Annotated in this window: 18 protein-coding genes and 1 pseudogene; 6 read left to right on the top strand and 13 right to left on the bottom strand. The window is 44.5% G+C overall.

Going from position 1 to position 16151, the window contains the following annotated elements; genetic code table 11:
• Positions 1 to 40: 40 nt before the first annotated feature.
• The 3 genes from FYJ59_RS03155 to FYJ59_RS03145 form a co-directional block, all read right to left on the bottom strand.
• Complete coding sequence (locus FYJ59_RS03155; RefSeq protein ID WP_154495217.1) at positions 41 to 214, bottom strand: hypothetical protein; 174 nt, start codon at positions 212 to 214, stop codon at positions 41 to 43.
• Between the two features lie 144 nt (positions 215 to 358).
• A complete protein-coding gene (locus tag FYJ59_RS03150) occupies positions 359 to 598 on the bottom strand; it encodes a hypothetical protein (RefSeq protein ID WP_154495216.1) in 240 nt (79 codons plus the stop codon).
• Positions 599 to 690: 92 nt separating this feature from the next.
• Positions 691 to 879: a helix-turn-helix transcriptional regulator gene (locus FYJ59_RS03145; protein WP_154495215.1), complete on the bottom strand. Its 189-nt coding sequence runs from the start codon at positions 877 to 879 to the stop codon at positions 691 to 693.
• A 149-nt stretch (positions 880 to 1028) separates the two neighbouring features.
• Here FYJ59_RS03145 and FYJ59_RS03140 point away from each other — a divergent pair, with 149 nt between their 5' ends.
• The 4 genes and pseudogenes from FYJ59_RS03140 to FYJ59_RS03125 all read left to right on the top strand — a co-directional run.
• A complete protein-coding gene (locus FYJ59_RS03140) occupies positions 1029 to 1937 on the top strand; it encodes a helix-turn-helix domain-containing protein (RefSeq protein ID WP_235897894.1) in 909 nt (302 codons plus the stop codon).
• A gap of 216 nt (positions 1938 to 2153) precedes the next feature.
• On the top strand, positions 2154 to 2546 hold the full coding sequence (locus FYJ59_RS03135) for a hypothetical protein (RefSeq protein WP_154495214.1): 393 nt from the start codon (positions 2154 to 2156) through the stop codon (positions 2544 to 2546).
• A gap of 16 nt (positions 2547 to 2562) precedes the next feature.
• Positions 2563 to 4161, top strand: a complete 1599-nt coding sequence (locus FYJ59_RS03130) for a recombinase family protein (protein ID WP_154495213.1) — start codon at positions 2563 to 2565, stop codon at positions 4159 to 4161.
• 18 nt (positions 4162 to 4179) lie between these two features.
• A pseudogene (locus FYJ59_RS03125) lies at positions 4180 to 4611 on the top strand (manganese catalase family protein); the annotation flags it as partial.
• A gap of 64 nt (positions 4612 to 4675) precedes the next feature.
• On the opposite strand, the gene thrC reads toward FYJ59_RS03125, so the two are convergent.
• On the bottom strand, positions 4676 to 6163 hold the full coding sequence (thrC, locus tag FYJ59_RS03120) for a threonine synthase (RefSeq protein WP_154495211.1): 1488 nt from the start codon (positions 6161 to 6163) through the stop codon (positions 4676 to 4678).
• Between the two features lie 125 nt (positions 6164 to 6288).
• On the bottom strand, positions 6289 to 6894 hold the full coding sequence (locus FYJ59_RS03115; protein ID WP_118550313.1) for a cell wall hydrolase: 606 nt from the start codon (positions 6892 to 6894) through the stop codon (positions 6289 to 6291).
• Positions 6895 to 7002: 108 nt separating this feature from the next.
• Here FYJ59_RS03115 and FYJ59_RS03110 point away from each other — a divergent pair, with 108 nt between their 5' ends.
• Positions 7003 to 7839, top strand: a complete 837-nt coding sequence (locus FYJ59_RS03110) for a hypothetical protein (protein WP_205839435.1) — start codon at positions 7003 to 7005, stop codon at positions 7837 to 7839.
• On the opposite strand, the gene FYJ59_RS03105 is transcribed toward FYJ59_RS03110, so the two are convergent.
• The 7 genes from FYJ59_RS03105 to rsxC are packed head-to-tail and all read right to left on the bottom strand — an operon-like array spanning position 7817 to position 14031.
• The gene (locus tag FYJ59_RS03105; protein ID WP_154495210.1) at positions 7817 to 8938 is read right to left on the bottom strand and encodes a glycoside hydrolase family 25 protein; all 1122 of its coding nucleotides are present in this window, start codon (positions 8936 to 8938) and stop codon (positions 7817 to 7819) included. The genes FYJ59_RS03110 and FYJ59_RS03105 overlap by 23 nt on opposite strands.
• A 15-nt stretch (positions 8939 to 8953) precedes the next feature.
• Positions 8954 to 9751, bottom strand: coding sequence for an RnfABCDGE type electron transport complex subunit B (locus FYJ59_RS03100; RefSeq protein ID WP_022153242.1), 798 nt, complete (start codon positions 9749 to 9751; stop codon positions 8954 to 8956).
• Positions 9752 to 9766: 15 nt separating this feature from the next.
• Positions 9767 to 10351 carry an electron transport complex protein RnfA gene (locus FYJ59_RS03095; protein WP_022153243.1) on the bottom strand — a complete coding sequence of 195 codons (585 nt, stop codon included), beginning with the start codon at positions 10349 to 10351 and terminating at the stop codon, positions 9767 to 9769.
• A complete protein-coding gene (gene rsxE, locus FYJ59_RS03090) occupies positions 10352 to 11149 on the bottom strand; it encodes an electron transport complex subunit RsxE (protein ID WP_154495209.1) in 798 nt (265 codons plus the stop codon). It lies immediately after the preceding gene.
• Entirely contained in the window at positions 11142 to 11768 is a 627-nt protein-coding gene (locus tag FYJ59_RS03085; protein WP_205839434.1) for an RnfABCDGE type electron transport complex subunit G, read from the bottom strand. Before FYJ59_RS03085 ends, rsxE begins: the two co-directional genes overlap by 8 nt.
• Entirely contained in the window at positions 11758 to 12699 is a 942-nt protein-coding gene (locus tag FYJ59_RS03080; protein ID WP_328597195.1) for an RnfABCDGE type electron transport complex subunit D, read from the bottom strand. The genes FYJ59_RS03085 and FYJ59_RS03080 overlap by 11 nt, the downstream gene beginning before the upstream one ends.
• 12 nt (positions 12700 to 12711) lie before the next feature.
• Positions 12712 to 14031, bottom strand: coding sequence for an electron transport complex subunit RsxC (gene rsxC, locus FYJ59_RS03075; RefSeq protein ID WP_154495208.1), 1320 nt, complete (start codon positions 14029 to 14031; stop codon positions 12712 to 12714).
• Between the two features lie 171 nt (positions 14032 to 14202).
• Between rsxC and FYJ59_RS03070 the strand changes: the two genes are divergently transcribed.
• Complete coding sequence (locus tag FYJ59_RS03070) at positions 14203 to 15309, top strand: ribonuclease H-like domain-containing protein (protein ID WP_022153248.1); 1107 nt, start codon at positions 14203 to 14205, stop codon at positions 15307 to 15309.
• A gap of 42 nt (positions 15310 to 15351) precedes the next feature.
• Here the strand turns inward: FYJ59_RS03070 and FYJ59_RS03065 are convergent, their stop codons facing one another.
• Positions 15352 to 16131 (bottom strand): CheR family methyltransferase, encoded by a 780-nt coding sequence (locus FYJ59_RS03065; RefSeq protein ID WP_154495207.1) that lies wholly within the window; start codon positions 16129 to 16131, stop codon positions 15352 to 15354.
• Positions 16132 to 16151: the final 20 nt, after the last annotated feature.

The raw sequence follows: 16151 nt of genomic DNA, 5'->3' as shown, positions 1-16151 counted from the left end.
GTTGTTTAGTAGGATCCCTTGCTTTGGTCGGTGCGGGATCCTATTTTATTTGCCCATCTTCTTTCATGGACTGACGTGCACATATAAAGCCAATTACCGCACATACAATGGCGGATATGTACATTCCTGCCTCTGTAAATCCTGCCGGAAGGATAAACAGCAATAATAATGCTGCGACTCCGTACAGATTTGACAGATTAAATACCTTTTTCAAGTTCTCACCCCCTTCTGAAGTAAATGCTTGTCCGCACCCTCTACGTGATGCCCAGTTACCACACTGGACACCACACTAAAAAGGCTAATAAGAAGGTAGGTGGTGCTGTCAGAAACACCACGTACAGGGCACGGATATCTTCAGTTACTTTTTGTCCTTATCCGGATCTTTGCTCTTGTTCTTCTGGCGCTCATGCCAGGCTACATTGTCCTCGTAGACCTGCTGGAAGAAATCCTTCGGTTCATCTTCCGGGTGCCCCGGACGGACCACTCTCTCCGGCTTCACTCCTGCAGCTATGCAGGTATCAATAATTGCCTGACCAAGTATCCTTACTTTTACAGGATCCAGTTCTTCCGGTTTCGGTCTGATGATGGTTACCGGCATACTTATCTCTCCTTTCTGTTTTGTTTAATCCTATGAAGTATTGGTTTGTCTATGTACCTAGTGCATTTCGTTTAACATGTTAGACACTGTTCTCATAAAAAAAGATCGCTCACTTTTTTGTTTAACGCTTCTGCAATCTTAGATAGTGTCTTTGTAGAGGTTACCTTTACAGACCCTGATTCTAGTCCAGATATTGTAGTTCGACAAACTCCGGATTTTTTTGCTAATTCTTCTTGTGACAATCCTTTTGCTTCTCTAATTTCTTTAACTCTGTATTGCAAATTTTCTTTCTCTCCTTTCTGTCTAACATATTAGACACTTTGCAGTTTAACATAGTGAACATTATATGTCAAGTATTTTGTTCAAAATATTTGACATTGAATGTTATAAATTGTACAATATAGTAAACAAAGATAAAGGAGGAATAGATATGACTCTCGGTGAAATTATAAAAGAATATAGAACAACCCATGAAATGAGTATGGATTTATTTTCTGATAGAAGTGGCATCAGCAAAGCTTACATATCATTACTCGAAAAAAATAAACACCCTAAAACAGGAAAAGAAATTACACCATCTATTCAATGTATAAAACAAGCTGCTCAGGGTATGAACTTAGATTTTAATGAACTTTTTAATATGTTAGATGGTAATGTTGCACTAGATTCATCTCTTTCTCCAGAAGATTCTATGGAATCTCCAAAGACAAAAAAGCGTGCATCAAAAAACCTTAACAAAATACTTAATGCTATCGGAATGTCTCCGGTGGAATTGTCCAAAGATTCCGGTGTTAGTAAATCTGCATTAAATCATTATTTAAAGGGTGATCTCGTTCCATCACAGGAAAATGCTGAAAAAATGGCTGCAGTATTAAAAGTTAGCCCTCTTTGGCTTATGGGTATACAAAAAAATATGATTCCTGAACAGCCGGTTGTCAGTGATGGTGCCGTACAGATCAAAGTGCTTGGTCGTGTTGCTGCCGGGATTCCTATTGAAGCAGTCACAGAATACATAGACACAGAAGAAATTCCAGCTAAAATGGCACAATCAGGTGATTACTTTGGGCTTCAGATTCATGGTGATAGTATGGAACCCAGAATGCGTGAGGGCGACGTAGTTATAGTCAGGCAGCAGGATGATGCCGAGAACGGTGATATCGTTATTGCTATGGTAAATGGAAGTGATGCAACATGCAAACGCCTTACAAAATACGCTGGCGGTATCGGACTAATTTCACTGAATCCTAATTATGATCCTATGATGTTCACTGATCAGGAAATCGTGGATAAGCCGGTACGTATTATAGGAAAAGTTGTAGAATTACGAGCAAAATTTTAGTTTTGGACGTCTATTGCTATATTTGTTATATGTGCATATATAACGAACAATGTGTAACTTACTTTATCGCATATGGCATAGACATTCGAATCCGGTATAGATATGTAGATCTTTGTCATATAGACGCCCCCTCTGCTCCCTGCCGGGGGAGGGTGCGGTATTATTTTAGCAGACAGAAACTTATGATTGTGTTGGTAATATATGGAGGGGAATTACATGGGAAAAATGTTTATCTGTATTCTTGGAATTTTGGGTATGATTTTCATTTTTTTGCCATTTATAGCACTGATACCACCATTTAAAAAAATAGCCATGAAAATTTACACTTTAGGTTTTGATGTAATATTTTTGGTGTGTCCATTATTGGGTGTTATTGCAATAGTAAGTATCATTTTACATGCAGAATTTGTTCAGAATATTATTATGTGGACTTACGATTATCTTAAAAAAATTTCACCTACCGCATGGCTCTTTTTAATGACTTTTTTTGCAAATGTAATTGCATATTTTGCGTCTTATCGTTGGAAGTGCAAAAAATATTTTTTTTGGTTAACATTGACAATTTCAGTTTGTTTTTGGGTTTGGCTTTTAAGTTTCAATTTTGTTTAATCATGGAGGGTTCTATATGTACAACTACTACGAAAAATTCCGGCCGGAAGAAATACTTGTATATATGCGTAAGTCCAGATCTGATGATCCCACCATGTCTGTCGAGGATGTACTGGCCAAGCACTGGAGCATCTTAAGTGACTGGCTCGCGCAAAATGTAGACGGTTCTATTCCGGACGAGAATATCTACCGGGAGATTGTATCCGGGGAAACTCTGGATGGCCGTCCGGAGGTACTTAAGTTACTTAAGCGTGTGGAGGATCCCCGCATCAAGGCTATCCTTGTGGTAGAGGTTCAGCGTCTCTCCCGTGGTGATCTGGAAGACTGTGGACGTCTGATCAAGCTCCTGCGGTATACCAATACGAAGGTGATCACTCCGCAGAAAATCTATGACATCGAGGACGAATACGACCGTGACGCCTTTGAACGTGAGCTGAAACGCGGCAACGAATACCTGGAATATTTTAAAAAGATCCAAAACCGCGGCAGGCTTCAGTCCGTGGCCGCCGGTAATTACATCGGCAGCATACCGCCCTACGGTTTTGACAAGACATTTGTCATGGATGGCAAGCGTAAGTGCCCTACTCTTACCCTTAACGATGACTCAAAAGTAGTTGTGATGATCTTCGATCTGTTAACCAAGAAAAAAACAGGACCTGTCAATATTGCTCACCGGCTTGATATGATGGGAATCAAAGCACCAAGGGGATCTCACTGGACGCATCAGACTGTCCGTGACATCCTGCGGAATCCTCACTATAACGGTAAAGTTGTCTGGTATCGCAAAAAAACTATTAAAACCGTGGAAGATATGGAAGTCCATGTATCACGCCCCCGGAACAATGACTACTTATGCTACGATGGGAAACAGCCTAAGTTGATCCCGGACGATGTATTTCAAGAAGCTCAGGAAATCTTAAATGCACACGCTACAAGAGAAAATCACAACAAAGGATTACGTAATATACTATCCGGTATCCTATACTGTGAATGTGGGCGGTCTATGAATATGCGTAATTTTTTACAACCAGATGGTTCCAAGTATTCATCTGCAAGGTTCCAGTGTCCGGATCAGGCATATTGCAATAACGGATCCGTCCTTGCTGATGATCTGCTGCGAATCATATATACTGCTATCTGTGAAGAATTGAACCGCTACGAAATCAAAGCAAATGAGAATACGACGCAAAAAGAGTCATCAAAAGAAAATACCATCTCACTGCTGGCAAAGCAATTAGAAGCACTTGAAAAGAAAAGAATCTCCTTATGGGATAAGTACACCGATGAAAGCATGCCACGTGACGTATTTGAGACTTTAAAGGATAAATGTGAGAAAGACATAGCTGAATCGAAAAAGGCGCTGGATGAGGCTTACAGAACCGATACAATCCGTGTCAATTTAGATGCCACTATATTTTCCTTCAAACAGGCGGCTACCTGCATCTATGATGATACGCTATCACCGGAAGAAAAGAACCGGCTCCTGAAAGCTGCAATTAAGAAAATCACCTACTCCCGTCCCCGACCGGTACGTAATAAAGGCAAAAACCTTAAAGGTGTGCATGGAGGATGGACCTGCGCTGATCCACAGATTACAATAGAATTCAACGTTTAACTCCATATACAGCATCACGGGACTGATGAACTGGGGCATTTGGAAATGGTAGCCACCATCGTCCATCAGCTGACCCGTAACCTCTCCATGGAAGAGATTGAGAAAAGCGGATTCGCCAACTATTACGTGGATCATACCATCGGTGTCTGGCCCCAGGCAGCAGGCGGTGTTCCCTTTAATGCCTGTGAGTTCCAGGTAAAGGGAGATATCATCACCGATCTGCACGAGGATATGGCTGCGGAACAGAAAGCCCGCTCCACCTATGACAACATCTTACGTCTGATCAAGGATCCGGATATCTGCGAACCCATCAAATTCCTGCGTGCCCGCGAAGTCGTCCATTACCAGCGCTTCGGGGAAGCCCTCCGCATCACCCAGGACCACCTGAATTCAAAGAACTTCTATGCCTTTAACCCTGGTTTTGACCACTGTGAATCCTGTGACAATTAACCCTTCCACAAAAAGAGAATCCCTCACACAAAGAGGGATTCTCTGATCATGATCTTATTCCAGATTAAATACCAAGAAAACTTTTTACGGTATCCTTCATTTTATCCACATCACACTGCGTATCATGAAGTATGGGTGCGGTACGGATCTCTTCGATCGCTCCGGGCACCTTCACCTTAGCAATTTTGGATAATTCATCCACCAGTTCAAAATCGCCCATCACATCATATTTAGTGTCAATCGCATCCATTACGCTTCTGGTGAATTTGAAGGGGCTTGCGGTAGAAGCAATGACGGTGGTCTTATGATCCCCGGTCTCTGCCACATATTTTCCGTATACTGCAGAAGCTACTGCGGTATGGGTATCGATCACATAGCCGCACTTCTCATACAGACGGCGAATTTCTGCTGCCGTCTCTGCCTCACTTGCAAAGTTACCATAGAAGTCAGCCAGCTGCGCCTTCATTTCTTCGGTGATCTCGTATTTGCCATTGCCGGTCAGCGCACTCATCAGCTCACGGTTTTTATCTGCATCATTGCCTGCGATACGGTAGATCAGACGCTCTAAGTTGCTGGAGATCAGAATATCCATGGAAGGAGATGTCGTCAGTACGAACTCTCTGTTGCGGTCATAGGTTCCGGTACGGAAGAAATCATACAGTACCTTATTGTCATTGGAAGCACAGATCAGCTTATCAATGGGAAGCCCCATATTCTTCGCATAAAATGCTGCCAGAATGTTACCGAAGTTACCGGTGGGAACTACGACATTGATCTTCTCACCCTCTGCGATCTTACCGTCTTTACATAACTGTGCATAAGCATACACATAGTAGCAGATCTGCGGTACCAGACGTCCGATGTTGATAGAGTTTGCTGAGGAGAACTGGAAGCCCTTATCGTCCATCTCTTTTGCCAGTTCCTTATCGGAGAAAATCTTCTTCACGCCGGTCTGGGCATCGTCAAAGTTGCCGTGAATGCCTACTACGAAGGTATTGGCACCCTTCTGGGTCACCATCTGCTTCTCCTGGATCGGGCTGACACCGTTCTTCGGGTAAAATACAATGATACGAGTACCTTTTACATCTGCAAAACCTGCCAGGGCTGCCTTACCGGTATCGCCGGAGGTAGCGGTCAGGATCACGATCTCGTTCTTAATATTGTTCTTGCGGGCAGAAGTGATCATCAGATGAGGTAAAATGGAAAGTGCCATATCCTTAAAAGCAATGGTGGATCCATGGAACAATTCCAGATAATACGCATTGTCTGCCTTCACAAGCGGAGCAATTTTTTCTGTATCAAACTTGGAATCGTAAGCACTGTTAATACAATTCTTCAGTTCTTCTTCCGTAAAATCCGTCAGAAATAATTTCATGACTTCATATGCAACCTGCTGATAAGTCATTCCCGCAAGCTCCTTAAGACTCTTGTCCAGTGTGGGAATATGATCCGGTACAAACAATCCTCCGTCATCGGATAATCCCTTCAGAATCGCCTGTGATGCGGTTACCGGTGCGCCGTTGCTGCGTGTGCTACGATATATTACTTCCATTTCCTCTCCTCCGTATCAATATGTATGGATCTATTGTATCCATCTTCAATTTCGTAAAAGTATAGCATACTTTAAGCACTGTTGCAAGGTGAATTGATAAAGTCCACGCTACATTCTTATTCTTGTTATTCCTTAAAAAACTCATGTCCGCCGTGCCGGAATAACAGTGTAAGCTTTTCATCAAACCAACGCATTCGTTTACTGTCCGCATAATCTCTGGCGGCAAAATAAAGTGCTCCTTCGGAGATATCCTCTCCATCCAGTGCTCGTCCCACTGCCCTTACGGTCTCCTCACTGATCTGTACTCTGTCATAGCTCCCATCGGACACCGGGGAAAACTGCGTGATCCCATTCTCCTGCTGGAACACGATCTCCGACACACTGTCCGGAAATTTATCGGAATTCAGACGGTTCAATATGACATTTGCCACCAAAAGTTTCCCCTCCTCATCCTCACATCCTGCTTCCGCTTCCACAATTTTCAACAGAACCTCCAGCTCCACCATGTCCAAATGATACCTGCTGTTCCTCTGCAATTCATTGCAGTCGACTACCCGCTGTCCCGAGGATGTCCGGGAAGCAATTCCGATCATTCTGCTCTCACTGTCTGCCGCTACCGGGACTTTTATCTGCAGATTCCGCTGTATTTCTTCCATTTGTCCCAGACACAAAAATCCTGCCAGAAATAACAAATGCGCTGTTAACAGAACAGTCAATGCCCGTTTATACATTTTCGATCCTCACATACCTACAAATGATTTTGACTCCAACTTCATTCTATGCAGCTCGTCCGAAAAATATATCTGTTGTTTTCCGGGAAAAAATGATACTATGAAATTATGAATGAGCAGAAAACAGGAAAAAGCAAACTGGATAAAGGGATATTTCGTGCCGTAAAAAAAGATGGAACCGTGTATTACCGTGCCTCTCTGACCTACCGTGGGAAGCACATCAGTCTGGGTAGCTACCGGGATGCCGGACAGGCACACTCGGCCTATGAAGAAGGGATTCGTCTGTTAAATGATTCCTCTCTCTCCCTGAAATCCTACCGAGAGACCTCTTCCCTTTCCTTTGAGAAGTGGGTCTGTCTGCTCAACTTCCGGGATAACGGAATCTACCTTGGGAGCCCCATCTATATGGGCCAGCAGCTTTTTTACTATTATCTCACGCCACACCATGTACTGAAATTTGATCTGGAAGATCTGTTCTATTATTCTTCACACAAAATCATGCGGCGCGGTAATCATTATTTTGTGTCCGATTATGGAATGCAGCTGACTCTTACATCCCGCTATGGCATCAAAAGCTATGCCGTACCCGGTAGAGACTATTGTTTCCGCAATGGTGATCCCACGGATTTCCGCAGAGAAAATCTGCAGATTCACAACATTTATCACGGTGTCCGCAAAACAGTAACAAAAAACGGACAGCATCTCTATACTGTCCGCATTCATATTCATGGCAATTATCTGGTGGGCCGTTATGCTACCGATGTGGAAGCCGCCATTGCCTACAACAAAGCCATCGACATTCTCCGAAACAAAGGAGTGACCAATAACTTTTTATCCAACTACGTGGAAGGCATTGCTCCCAGCCGCTATGCAGAGATCTATTCTTCTCTGCCCATTGCCCCCGGCATTCTGAATTATCCGGCTATTTCTCCGAATAATCAATGAAGCTGATATTCATGTTGGCATAACCGGCAATCCCGTCCACCGAGATATCGTCCGCGTATTGCCACATGGTAAAACGATACGGATAATCCGGAACATCCCCCACCTGGGATAACCATACATCATACGCAGACAGTTTTGACAGATCCACCTCCTTGATCAGCCATTCCTTGTTGCCGTATAATAATGTTTTATATCCGGCCGCCGCTATCGTATCCAGAAAAGCCTTCGTGATCTTCGTCTTATCCGCTCTGCTGACCCCTTCTATGCGGGCCGTATCGTTATCCACGAATCCCATATCAAAAGCCACCGGATAAGTAATCTTATAATCTTTAATATTGTTCAGTACGACGTTCGCTTCTTCCACCGCTTCTGCTTCGGTGATCGCCTGTGAAGTAAAATACACTCCGATCTGCAGTCCGGCATCTGTCGCTCTCTTTAGATTATCTGCGAAATACTCATCCAGAACAATCTGACCGCTGCCGTAACCTCTGGCTCCCACCCGAAGCATCACGAAATCAATACCTGCTTTTTTTAATTTCAGGAAGTCCACATAATCCTGATATTTGGAGATATCCACCCCAACATAAGAAGTAAGCTTTCCATCCTGATAATATTTCATAAAATCCGACTGACACACCAGTTTTGTAAAATCGTATTCGTGTTTCGGCAGATAAGGGCTGATCAATACCCATTCTTCTTTCCCATCCCGATCAGTCACCAGGGTATGCTTTCCATCGGTGGATGGATCTGTATCCGTCGTATCTTTTTTCCCATCCTGTCCGGAAGGATTCTCTGAAGGCATCGGTGTAGCCGTTGTCTCCGGATACATATCCCAAAAATCCAGATCCGAAGGAGTCAATGTGCTTCCGGTGATCAGATCCTGCGTATCCGGATACTTTGCTGTCTGCTGATTTCCTGCCTGTTGTACATTCTCCGTCTGTGCAGCTGTATTATTCTGTTGATGAGACGCCGGTTTCCTGTTAATGATCAGCACAACCATAAGTATCACCACCACAAAAATAGTGACAGCAACGATCGCACTGACCACGGTAGGAGTCAACCCGCTTCCATGATCTTCATAATCGTCCGGAAGACGCATACTATTTCTCCTCTTTTATGCTTTTACAATACACTTTTTAGGGCATTTTTCCATGCAGGCTCCACAGCCGACACACTTTTCGGGATCAATGACCGCATGAAAATTCTCTACTTTCACAGCATCATGCTGACAATTTTTCACACAAATTCCGCAGCCAACGCATCCTGTGGTACAGGCTTTCATAGTGACCGGTCCCTTGTCGGTAGAACTGCAGGCTACCTGCACCGTATTGGAATATGGGATCAGACTGATCAGGTGTTTCGGACATACCTCTACACATTTTCCGCAGGCCTTACACTTTTCTTTGTCTACTACGGCTACACCGTTTTTGACGTGAATGGCATCGAAAGGACATACCTGTGTGCAGGTTCCATATCCAAGACAGCCGCTGTTACAGGATTTCGGTCCGCCTCCGGGGACAAAGCTCATCATACGGCAATCCTTGATTCCGTAATAATCATAGTCTGTCTTCGTCCGGTCGCAGTCACCCTGGCAGTGAACATACGCTACTTTTCTCTCGGAAGCCTCTGCCTCTACTCCCATGATCGCAGCGATTTTTTTGCCGACTTCCTCTCCGCCTACCGGACAGGTATTAACGGCAGCCTCTCCTTTTGCAATCGCAGCGGCAAGTCCGGAACATCCGGCGAACCCACAGCCGCCGCAGTTATTACCGGGAAGGGCGGCAAGTACCGCTTCTTCCTTCTCATCTACTTCTACTTTGAATTTTATACCGGCCACGCCAAGAAACAGTCCCACAAAGATGCCGACGATTCCGACACAAGCCGCAGCAATCAGAATTCCTGTTATACTCATCTATGTTACTCCTTCCTAGATCAGACCGGAGAATCCGCAGAAAGCAATTGCCATCAGTCCCGCTGTCAGCAGCACCATGGGCATTCCCTTGAAAGATTCCGGCACCTCATTGTATTCCATTTTTTCACGCAATCCAGCCAGGATCACGATGGCAATGGTAAAACCAAGGGCTGTGGCAAATCCGTTTACAATACCGGTCAGAATACCGTATTCCTTCTGTACATTGGTAATTGCTACACCTAAAACCGCACAGTTGGTGGTGATCAGGGGCAGATATACACCCAGTGCCTGATACAGAGAAGGCATAGCCTTTTTCAGGAACATCTCCACAAACTGTACCAGCGCCGCGATCACAAGGATAAATACAATGGTCTCCAGATACTCAATGTGCAGCGGCTGTAAGATAAATTTATAAATCACGCCCGCCACCGCACTTGCCAGCGTTATGACGAAAATAACCGCGGTTCCCATACCGCCTGCAGTCTTGATCTTACGGGATACTCCCAAAAACGGGCAGAGTCCCATGAACTGGCTTAAGACGATATTGCTGACAATGGAGGAACTGATCAGTAACAGAAGCATATCTTTCACACTATCCATTTATTTGTCCTCCTTATCCAAGTCTATTGTCTCAAGGTCATCCGTTGCAGCCTTAGGCTTTGCTGCCGCTCTGGCCGCGTCCATCACGGCATCCTCCGAAGTATCGGTATTGTCGTAAAATCTCTCTGAGCAGCCGCTTTCGCCACAGTGCAGACAATCATGTCCGCAGCCGGACTGGATTTTCTCATAATCCTTGCCTGCCAGTTTTCTCTTGTTCTTCACATAATTCTGCAGAGCAGTCAATGCAGCCAGCACAAAGAACGCACCGGGAGCCAGTCCGAAGATGTTGATCGTTACATAGGAATCCGGCATGATCCGGAATCCGAAGACAGATCCTGCCGCCAGAATCTCTCTCACGGCACCGATACAGGTCAATGCCAGGGAGAAACCAAGTCCCATGCCAAGTCCGTCAAACAAAGAAGGAATCGGCGGATTGGAGTATGCATAGCTCTCCGCTCTTCCCAAAATAATACAGTTCACAACGATCAAAGGAATGTATACACCCAATGCATCATTCAGAGACGGCAGATATGCCTGTAAAAGTAACTGCACCGCCGTTACAAATGAAGCTATAATTACGATAAATGCGGGGATTCTCACACGGTTGGGAATCACTTTCCGCAACAGGGAAATGATCAGATTGCTCATCGTAAGTACCACCGCTGTCGTCAGTCCCATTCCCAGACCGTTCATTGCGGAAGTGGTTACGGCCAGTGTAGGACACATTCCCAGCATCAGCACAAAGGTAGGATTCTCCTTGATAATGCCGTTGTAAAGTCTTTCACCTGCTTTATTCATTGCCTGCACCTCCCTGTACATAATCATGAAATGCCAGAAGGCTTCCGTTCACGGCATTGGTCACGGCCTTGGTGGTGATCGTTGCACCGCTGATGGCATCAATCTCACTGTCAGAAGTGGAACCGGTCTTGGTATACGTAAAGCTCTTCACATTTTTCTGATGGAACTGCGGTACCAATACATCGCCTGCTTTCATTCCCAGTCCCGGTGTCTCGGAGATACTCAAAATAGAAATATCATTTACGGTACCGTCCAGACGGATTCCCACATACAAAACGATATTTCCGCCGTATCCCTCAGAGGATGTGGTCTGGATCACATATCCCAGTTTCTCTCCGGAGGCATCCTGAGCTTCATATACCGTACCGATGGTAATTCCGGTATCGGAAAGCTTCTGCGCCGTATCATCGGAAGGGATATACGGATCCAATTCTTCAAAATGTCCGGCATCCGCAAATACTGCCTGGCAGGCTTCCTGCACTGCTTTTTCTTCCTGCAGACGGATGGGTTCCTTGGTAAGTTCATAGACAAATCCAAGTAACAGGCCGGCGATCAGGGTGATGGCAAATAAAATGCCTGCTTCTTTTAACATTGCCTGCACATCATTTTTATTTTTCATGTTTCGCACCTGCCTTTCTTCCGAAAGCAACCGGCATGGTGAATTTTTCAATCAGAGGTACCAAAAGGTTTCCTAAAATGATAGCATAAGATACTCCTTCCGCTCCCGGTCCGAAGATACGGAAGATTCCGGTAAGAAGTCCCAGTACAACACCATATACATACTGTCCTTTGATGGTGATCGGGCGGGTAACATAATCCGTAGCCATGAAAAAGGCACCCAGGATCAGACCGCCACCGGCCAACTGTGCCGACAGATATGCGGGATCAAAACCATGTCCGCCGAAAAATCCGGCAAACAGGATCACTGTCACAATATAGGTTCCCGGAATGCGCAGATCGATCACTCCGATCAGGATCAGAAAACATGCCCCGATCAGTAACGCAATAACGGAAGTCTCGCCGATGGTACCGGCTGTCTTACCCACGATCATATTCATGACATTGACACTCTCTCCTGCCTTCAGTGCCGCCAGCGGAGTGGCTCCGGTATAAGCATCACAGACGAAGTTCGTCATCTGCGAAGGGAAAGAGATCAATAAGAAACATCTTGCTGCCAGTGCCGGGTTCATAAAATTTTGTCCCAGGCCTCCAAACAACATTTTTACTACAAGAATTGCAAACACACCGCCCAGGGCAGCTATCCACAGAGGAATACCTACCGGCAGATTCAGTGCCAGCAGCAGTCCGGTGACCACCGCCGACATGTCTGTTATGGTTATTTTCTTCTTCCACAGCCAGCCGAATAACAATTCTGTCAGGACTGTGCTTGCAATGGTAACAGCCATCACTGCCAGTGCTCTGGGACCGAAATTGTAGATTCCGAAACCGGCAGCAGGCAGCAGTGCGATCACCACAGCTGTCATAATACTACTGGTCGTTACTTTCGACCTTATATGAGGATTTGAAGATACTTTTAAAAGTTCACTCACTGTTCTTCCCTCCTACCTCTTTTTCTTTTTGGCCAGTTGAATTTTACGCATGGACTTGATCTCCTGTGTCAGAGGTCTCTTGGCAGGACATACAAAGCTGCAGCAGCCACACTCACAGCATTCCATTCCGTTATGTTCTACGAATGACTCTTCGTCAAAATGCTCCGCATAAGTTGCCAGCAGACTGGGAACGATCCGTCCCGGGCATGCTTCCACACATCGTCCACAGTTAATACAGGGGCTGGGTTCCATCGCAGAGACATCATCCTGTGTCAATGCCAGCAAAGCAGTAGAAGTCTTGGTCGTCGGAACATTGAGATCAAACATACCGAATCCCATCATCGGACCACCGCAGATAATCTTCTCCGGATCCTGTTTAAATCCTCCCGCCACATCCAACAGTTCCTGATAACTCATACCGATGGGTACCCGGAAGTTCCGTGGATTCGCCACAGCATCACCGGTTACCGTGACAATGCGCTCCATCAGAGGGCGTCCTTCTGTAACCGCTCTGTAAATAGCAACCATGGTATCTACATTGTCTACAATGCATCCCACATCCGCGGGCAGCATGGAAGAATTGATCTTACGACCCGTTGTGGCATAGATCAGCTGACGTTCCGCACCCTGCGGGTACTTGGTCTTCAATGCCTTGACCGTGATCTGCGGATCATTTTTGGTCATCTGTTTTAACAGAGAGATGCAATCCGGTTTATTATCTTCCACTGCCAGAATTCCATGAGCATTATCGAACAGCTTCAATATGATCTTCAGACCGCCGATCAACTTGTCCGGCTCCTCCATCATCCTGCGGTAATCAGAAGTCAGATAAGGCTCACATTCCGCACAGTTTGCAATTACATAGTCAATTTTATCAGGATCCTTCGGAGATAATTTTACATGGGTAGGAAAGCCGGCTCCTCCCATACCTACAACTCCGGCTTCTTTTACAATATCGATGATCTCATCTTTTTGTAATTTATCCACCGGTGCATAGGGATGAAATTCCATACTTTCATACAAACCGTCATTGTCTATTACAATGCTCTGTATCAGATCTCCCGTCACTACACGCCTTGTCTCGATAGACTTTACAGTACCGGACACGGATGCATAAATCGGCGCCGACACAAATCCACCACTCTCCGCTATCTTCTGTCCTGCAAGTACACGATCTCCTTTTGCCACGATTGGCTTAGCCGGGGCTCCGATATGCTGAGACATGGGATAGACCATTTCTCCCTTAGGCAGAACATCCTGGATCGGCTTGTCTTTCGACAGATCTTTGCCATCATAGGGATGGATTCCACCTACAAATGTCAACTTCGCCATTTTCTATCGTCCTTTCTGAATCATTCTTGTATTTCAGATCACATTACGATAATTGTACTATTTTTATCAATTTTTATCAACTTTTATCAACAAAATGCTACTGCATTTTATAAAATTATGGTAGAATAAATTAGATAAGCAAACATGCCCCACGGCAGAAAGAGGTCATACATGAAAAAATCAGAAGAGACTCTGGAGGATTTTGCGATCTCCTATCCCTTGGATAAGCTGGCACCTCTGGAACAGGTACTGTTTCTCGATATTGAGACCACGGGATTTACTTCCCGTACTTCTTATTTATATATGATAGGCTGCGCTTACAACCGGGCCGGTAAATGGCATACCATACAATGGATGGCAGAGGATTACGCACAGGAGGGAGCGATTCTCACTGCCTTCTTTGACTTTGCGAGATCCTATAAATATCTGGTTCATTTCAACGGCAATAACTTCGACCTTCCCTTTATCAGCCAGAAATGTGCCCAGTTAATGCTTCCATTTTCTTTCGAAGGTTTTCAGGGAATCGATATTTATCGTCGGATTTCTCCTTATAAGTTTTTCTTAAAGTTGCCCAACTGCAAACAGAAAACTCTGGAGCAATACCTTGGAATCGCCCGTACGGATGTCTTTTCCGGTGGTGAATTGATTGGATTATATCACGACTATGTCAAGAATCCTTCCGAATTCACCGAAAAGGCTTTATTCCTTCACAATGCGGACGATTTAAAAGGGATGTTGGAAGTTCTTCCGATTCTCGCATACTATGATCTATTTAACGAGAACTGTGTCAAAGCCAAAAAGGTACAGGCCAACTATTACAAAGATATGCATGGGGCACAGCGAAAAGAGCTGCTGATCACACTGCAGATTCCTACACCGCTGCCCAAACCTATTACTGCCTCTGCCGGTAATTGTTACTTCCGCGGCGAGGGAGAATCTGCTACTCTTAAGGTTCCGATCTATGAAGAAGAATTAAAATATTTCTATTCGAACTACAAGGATTATTATTATCTTCCTACCGAAGATGTGGCGCTTCATAAATCCGTAGCTGGTTTTGTCGATAAGGAACACAGACTCCAGGCTTCCGCAGCGAATTGCTATACCAGGAAGTTTTCCTGTTATCTTCCCCAGTGGGATATTTTATTTACACCTTTCTTCAAGAGAGATTATAAGAGCAAGGAATTATTTTTTGAACTTACAGATGAAATGAAGAAGAACCGTGAAGGTTTTTCCCGTTACGCCAATCACGTCCTGTCCATGATTGCCGCCACATATTAAAAAAAGGAAAGCTGATCGCTTTCCTTTTTTCTTCCTATAAACCTATAAGGGTTTGACATAATAAAAAGAACTTTTTCTCTCAAATCCTATGTCACGATAATTCATGATCTGTTCCGTACTTCCGATAAAAAGCATTCCACCCTTTGCCAGGGAATGATAATACTTTCGAAATACTTCATCCTTTGCTTCCTCTGTAAAATAGATCAGAACATTTCTGCACACGATCAGATGATATTCTGTCGGATAAGCATCCTTCAACAGATTATGCTGATGAAAATCAACTCTTGCCTTAATCTCATCCGCAATCTTATAAGAGGAACCGATCTTCGTGAAATATTTCTTCTTTAGATCTTCTGGTACACCTTCTATGCTCTTCTCATTGTACAATCCGGTCTTTGCCTTTGCAATCACCTGCTTGTCCAGATCAGTAGCATAGATATGGATCTGTTGTAACGGAACATGCCGTGACAAAGCCATAACCAGTGAGTACGGCTCATCTCCCGTAGAACAGGCAGCGCTCCAGATTTTTAAATTCTTACCAAAGCGCTGAATCAGTTCTGGGATAACTGTCTCATCCAGATATTTCCACTGTTCGGGATTACGATAGAACTCCGATACATTGATGGTAATATACCCTACAAACTCCTCGAAAAGTTCTCTATCCGTCTTCAGTGCCTGTACATACTTATCATATCCTACAATCTTGTGTTTTGCGATCAGAGTATCAATACGCCGCTTCATCTGCTTCTCTTTATAAGCATTCAGATCGATCGTAGTCAGAGAATATATCTCCTTTTTAAAATACTCATAATCATATATCATGAATATCAACCACCCAGCTG

Source organism: Waltera intestinalis (genome assembly GCF_009695995.1).
Lineage (GTDB): Bacteria > Bacillota > Clostridia > Lachnospirales > Lachnospiraceae > Acetatifactor > Acetatifactor intestinalis.
This window is presented reverse-complemented; position numbering and strand designations above follow the sequence as displayed.

Bases quoted from the DNA above. Each gene is read 5' to 3' on its own strand.
- FYJ59_RS03150 (WP_154495216.1), bottom strand. From the start codon at position 598: ATGCCGGTAACCATCATCAGACCGAAACCGGAAGAACTGGATCCTGTA.
- FYJ59_RS03140 (WP_235897894.1), top strand. From the start codon at position 1,029: ATGACTCTCGGTGAAATTATAAAAGAATATAGAACAACCCATGAAATG.
- FYJ59_RS03135 (WP_154495214.1), top strand. From the start codon at position 2,154: ATGGGAAAAATGTTTATCTGTATTCTTGGAATTTTGGGTATGATTTTC.
- FYJ59_RS03130 (WP_154495213.1), top strand. From the start codon at position 2,563: ATGTACAACTACTACGAAAAATTCCGGCCGGAAGAAATACTTGTATAT.
- thrC (WP_154495211.1), bottom strand. From the start codon at position 6,163: ATGGAAGTAATATATCGTAGCACACGCAGCAACGGCGCACCGGTAACC.
- FYJ59_RS03115 (WP_118550313.1), bottom strand. From the start codon at position 6,894: ATGTATAAACGGGCATTGACTGTTCTGTTAACAGCGCATTTGTTATTT.
- FYJ59_RS03110 (WP_205839435.1), top strand. From the start codon at position 7,003: ATGAATGAGCAGAAAACAGGAAAAAGCAAACTGGATAAAGGGATATTT.
- FYJ59_RS03105 (WP_154495210.1), bottom strand. From the start codon at position 8,938: ATGCGTCTTCCGGACGATTATGAAGATCATGGAAGCGGGTTGACTCCT.
- FYJ59_RS03100 (WP_022153242.1), bottom strand. From the start codon at position 9,751: ATGAGTATAACAGGAATTCTGATTGCTGCGGCTTGTGTCGGAATCGTC.
- FYJ59_RS03095 (WP_022153243.1), bottom strand. From the start codon at position 10,351: ATGGATAGTGTGAAAGATATGCTTCTGTTACTGATCAGTTCCTCCATT.
- rsxE (WP_154495209.1), bottom strand. From the start codon at position 11,149: ATGAATAAAGCAGGTGAAAGACTTTACAACGGCATTATCAAGGAGAAT.
- FYJ59_RS03085 (WP_205839434.1), bottom strand. From the start codon at position 11,768: ATGAAAAATAAAAATGATGTGCAGGCAATGTTAAAAGAAGCAGGCATT.
- rsxC (WP_154495208.1), bottom strand. From the start codon at position 14,031: ATGGCGAAGTTGACATTTGTAGGTGGAATCCATCCCTATGATGGCAAA.
- FYJ59_RS03070 (WP_022153248.1), top strand. From the start codon at position 14,203: ATGAAAAAATCAGAAGAGACTCTGGAGGATTTTGCGATCTCCTATCCC.
- FYJ59_RS03065 (WP_154495207.1), bottom strand. From the start codon at position 16,131: ATGATATATGATTATGAGTATTTTAAAAAGGAGATATATTCTCTGACT.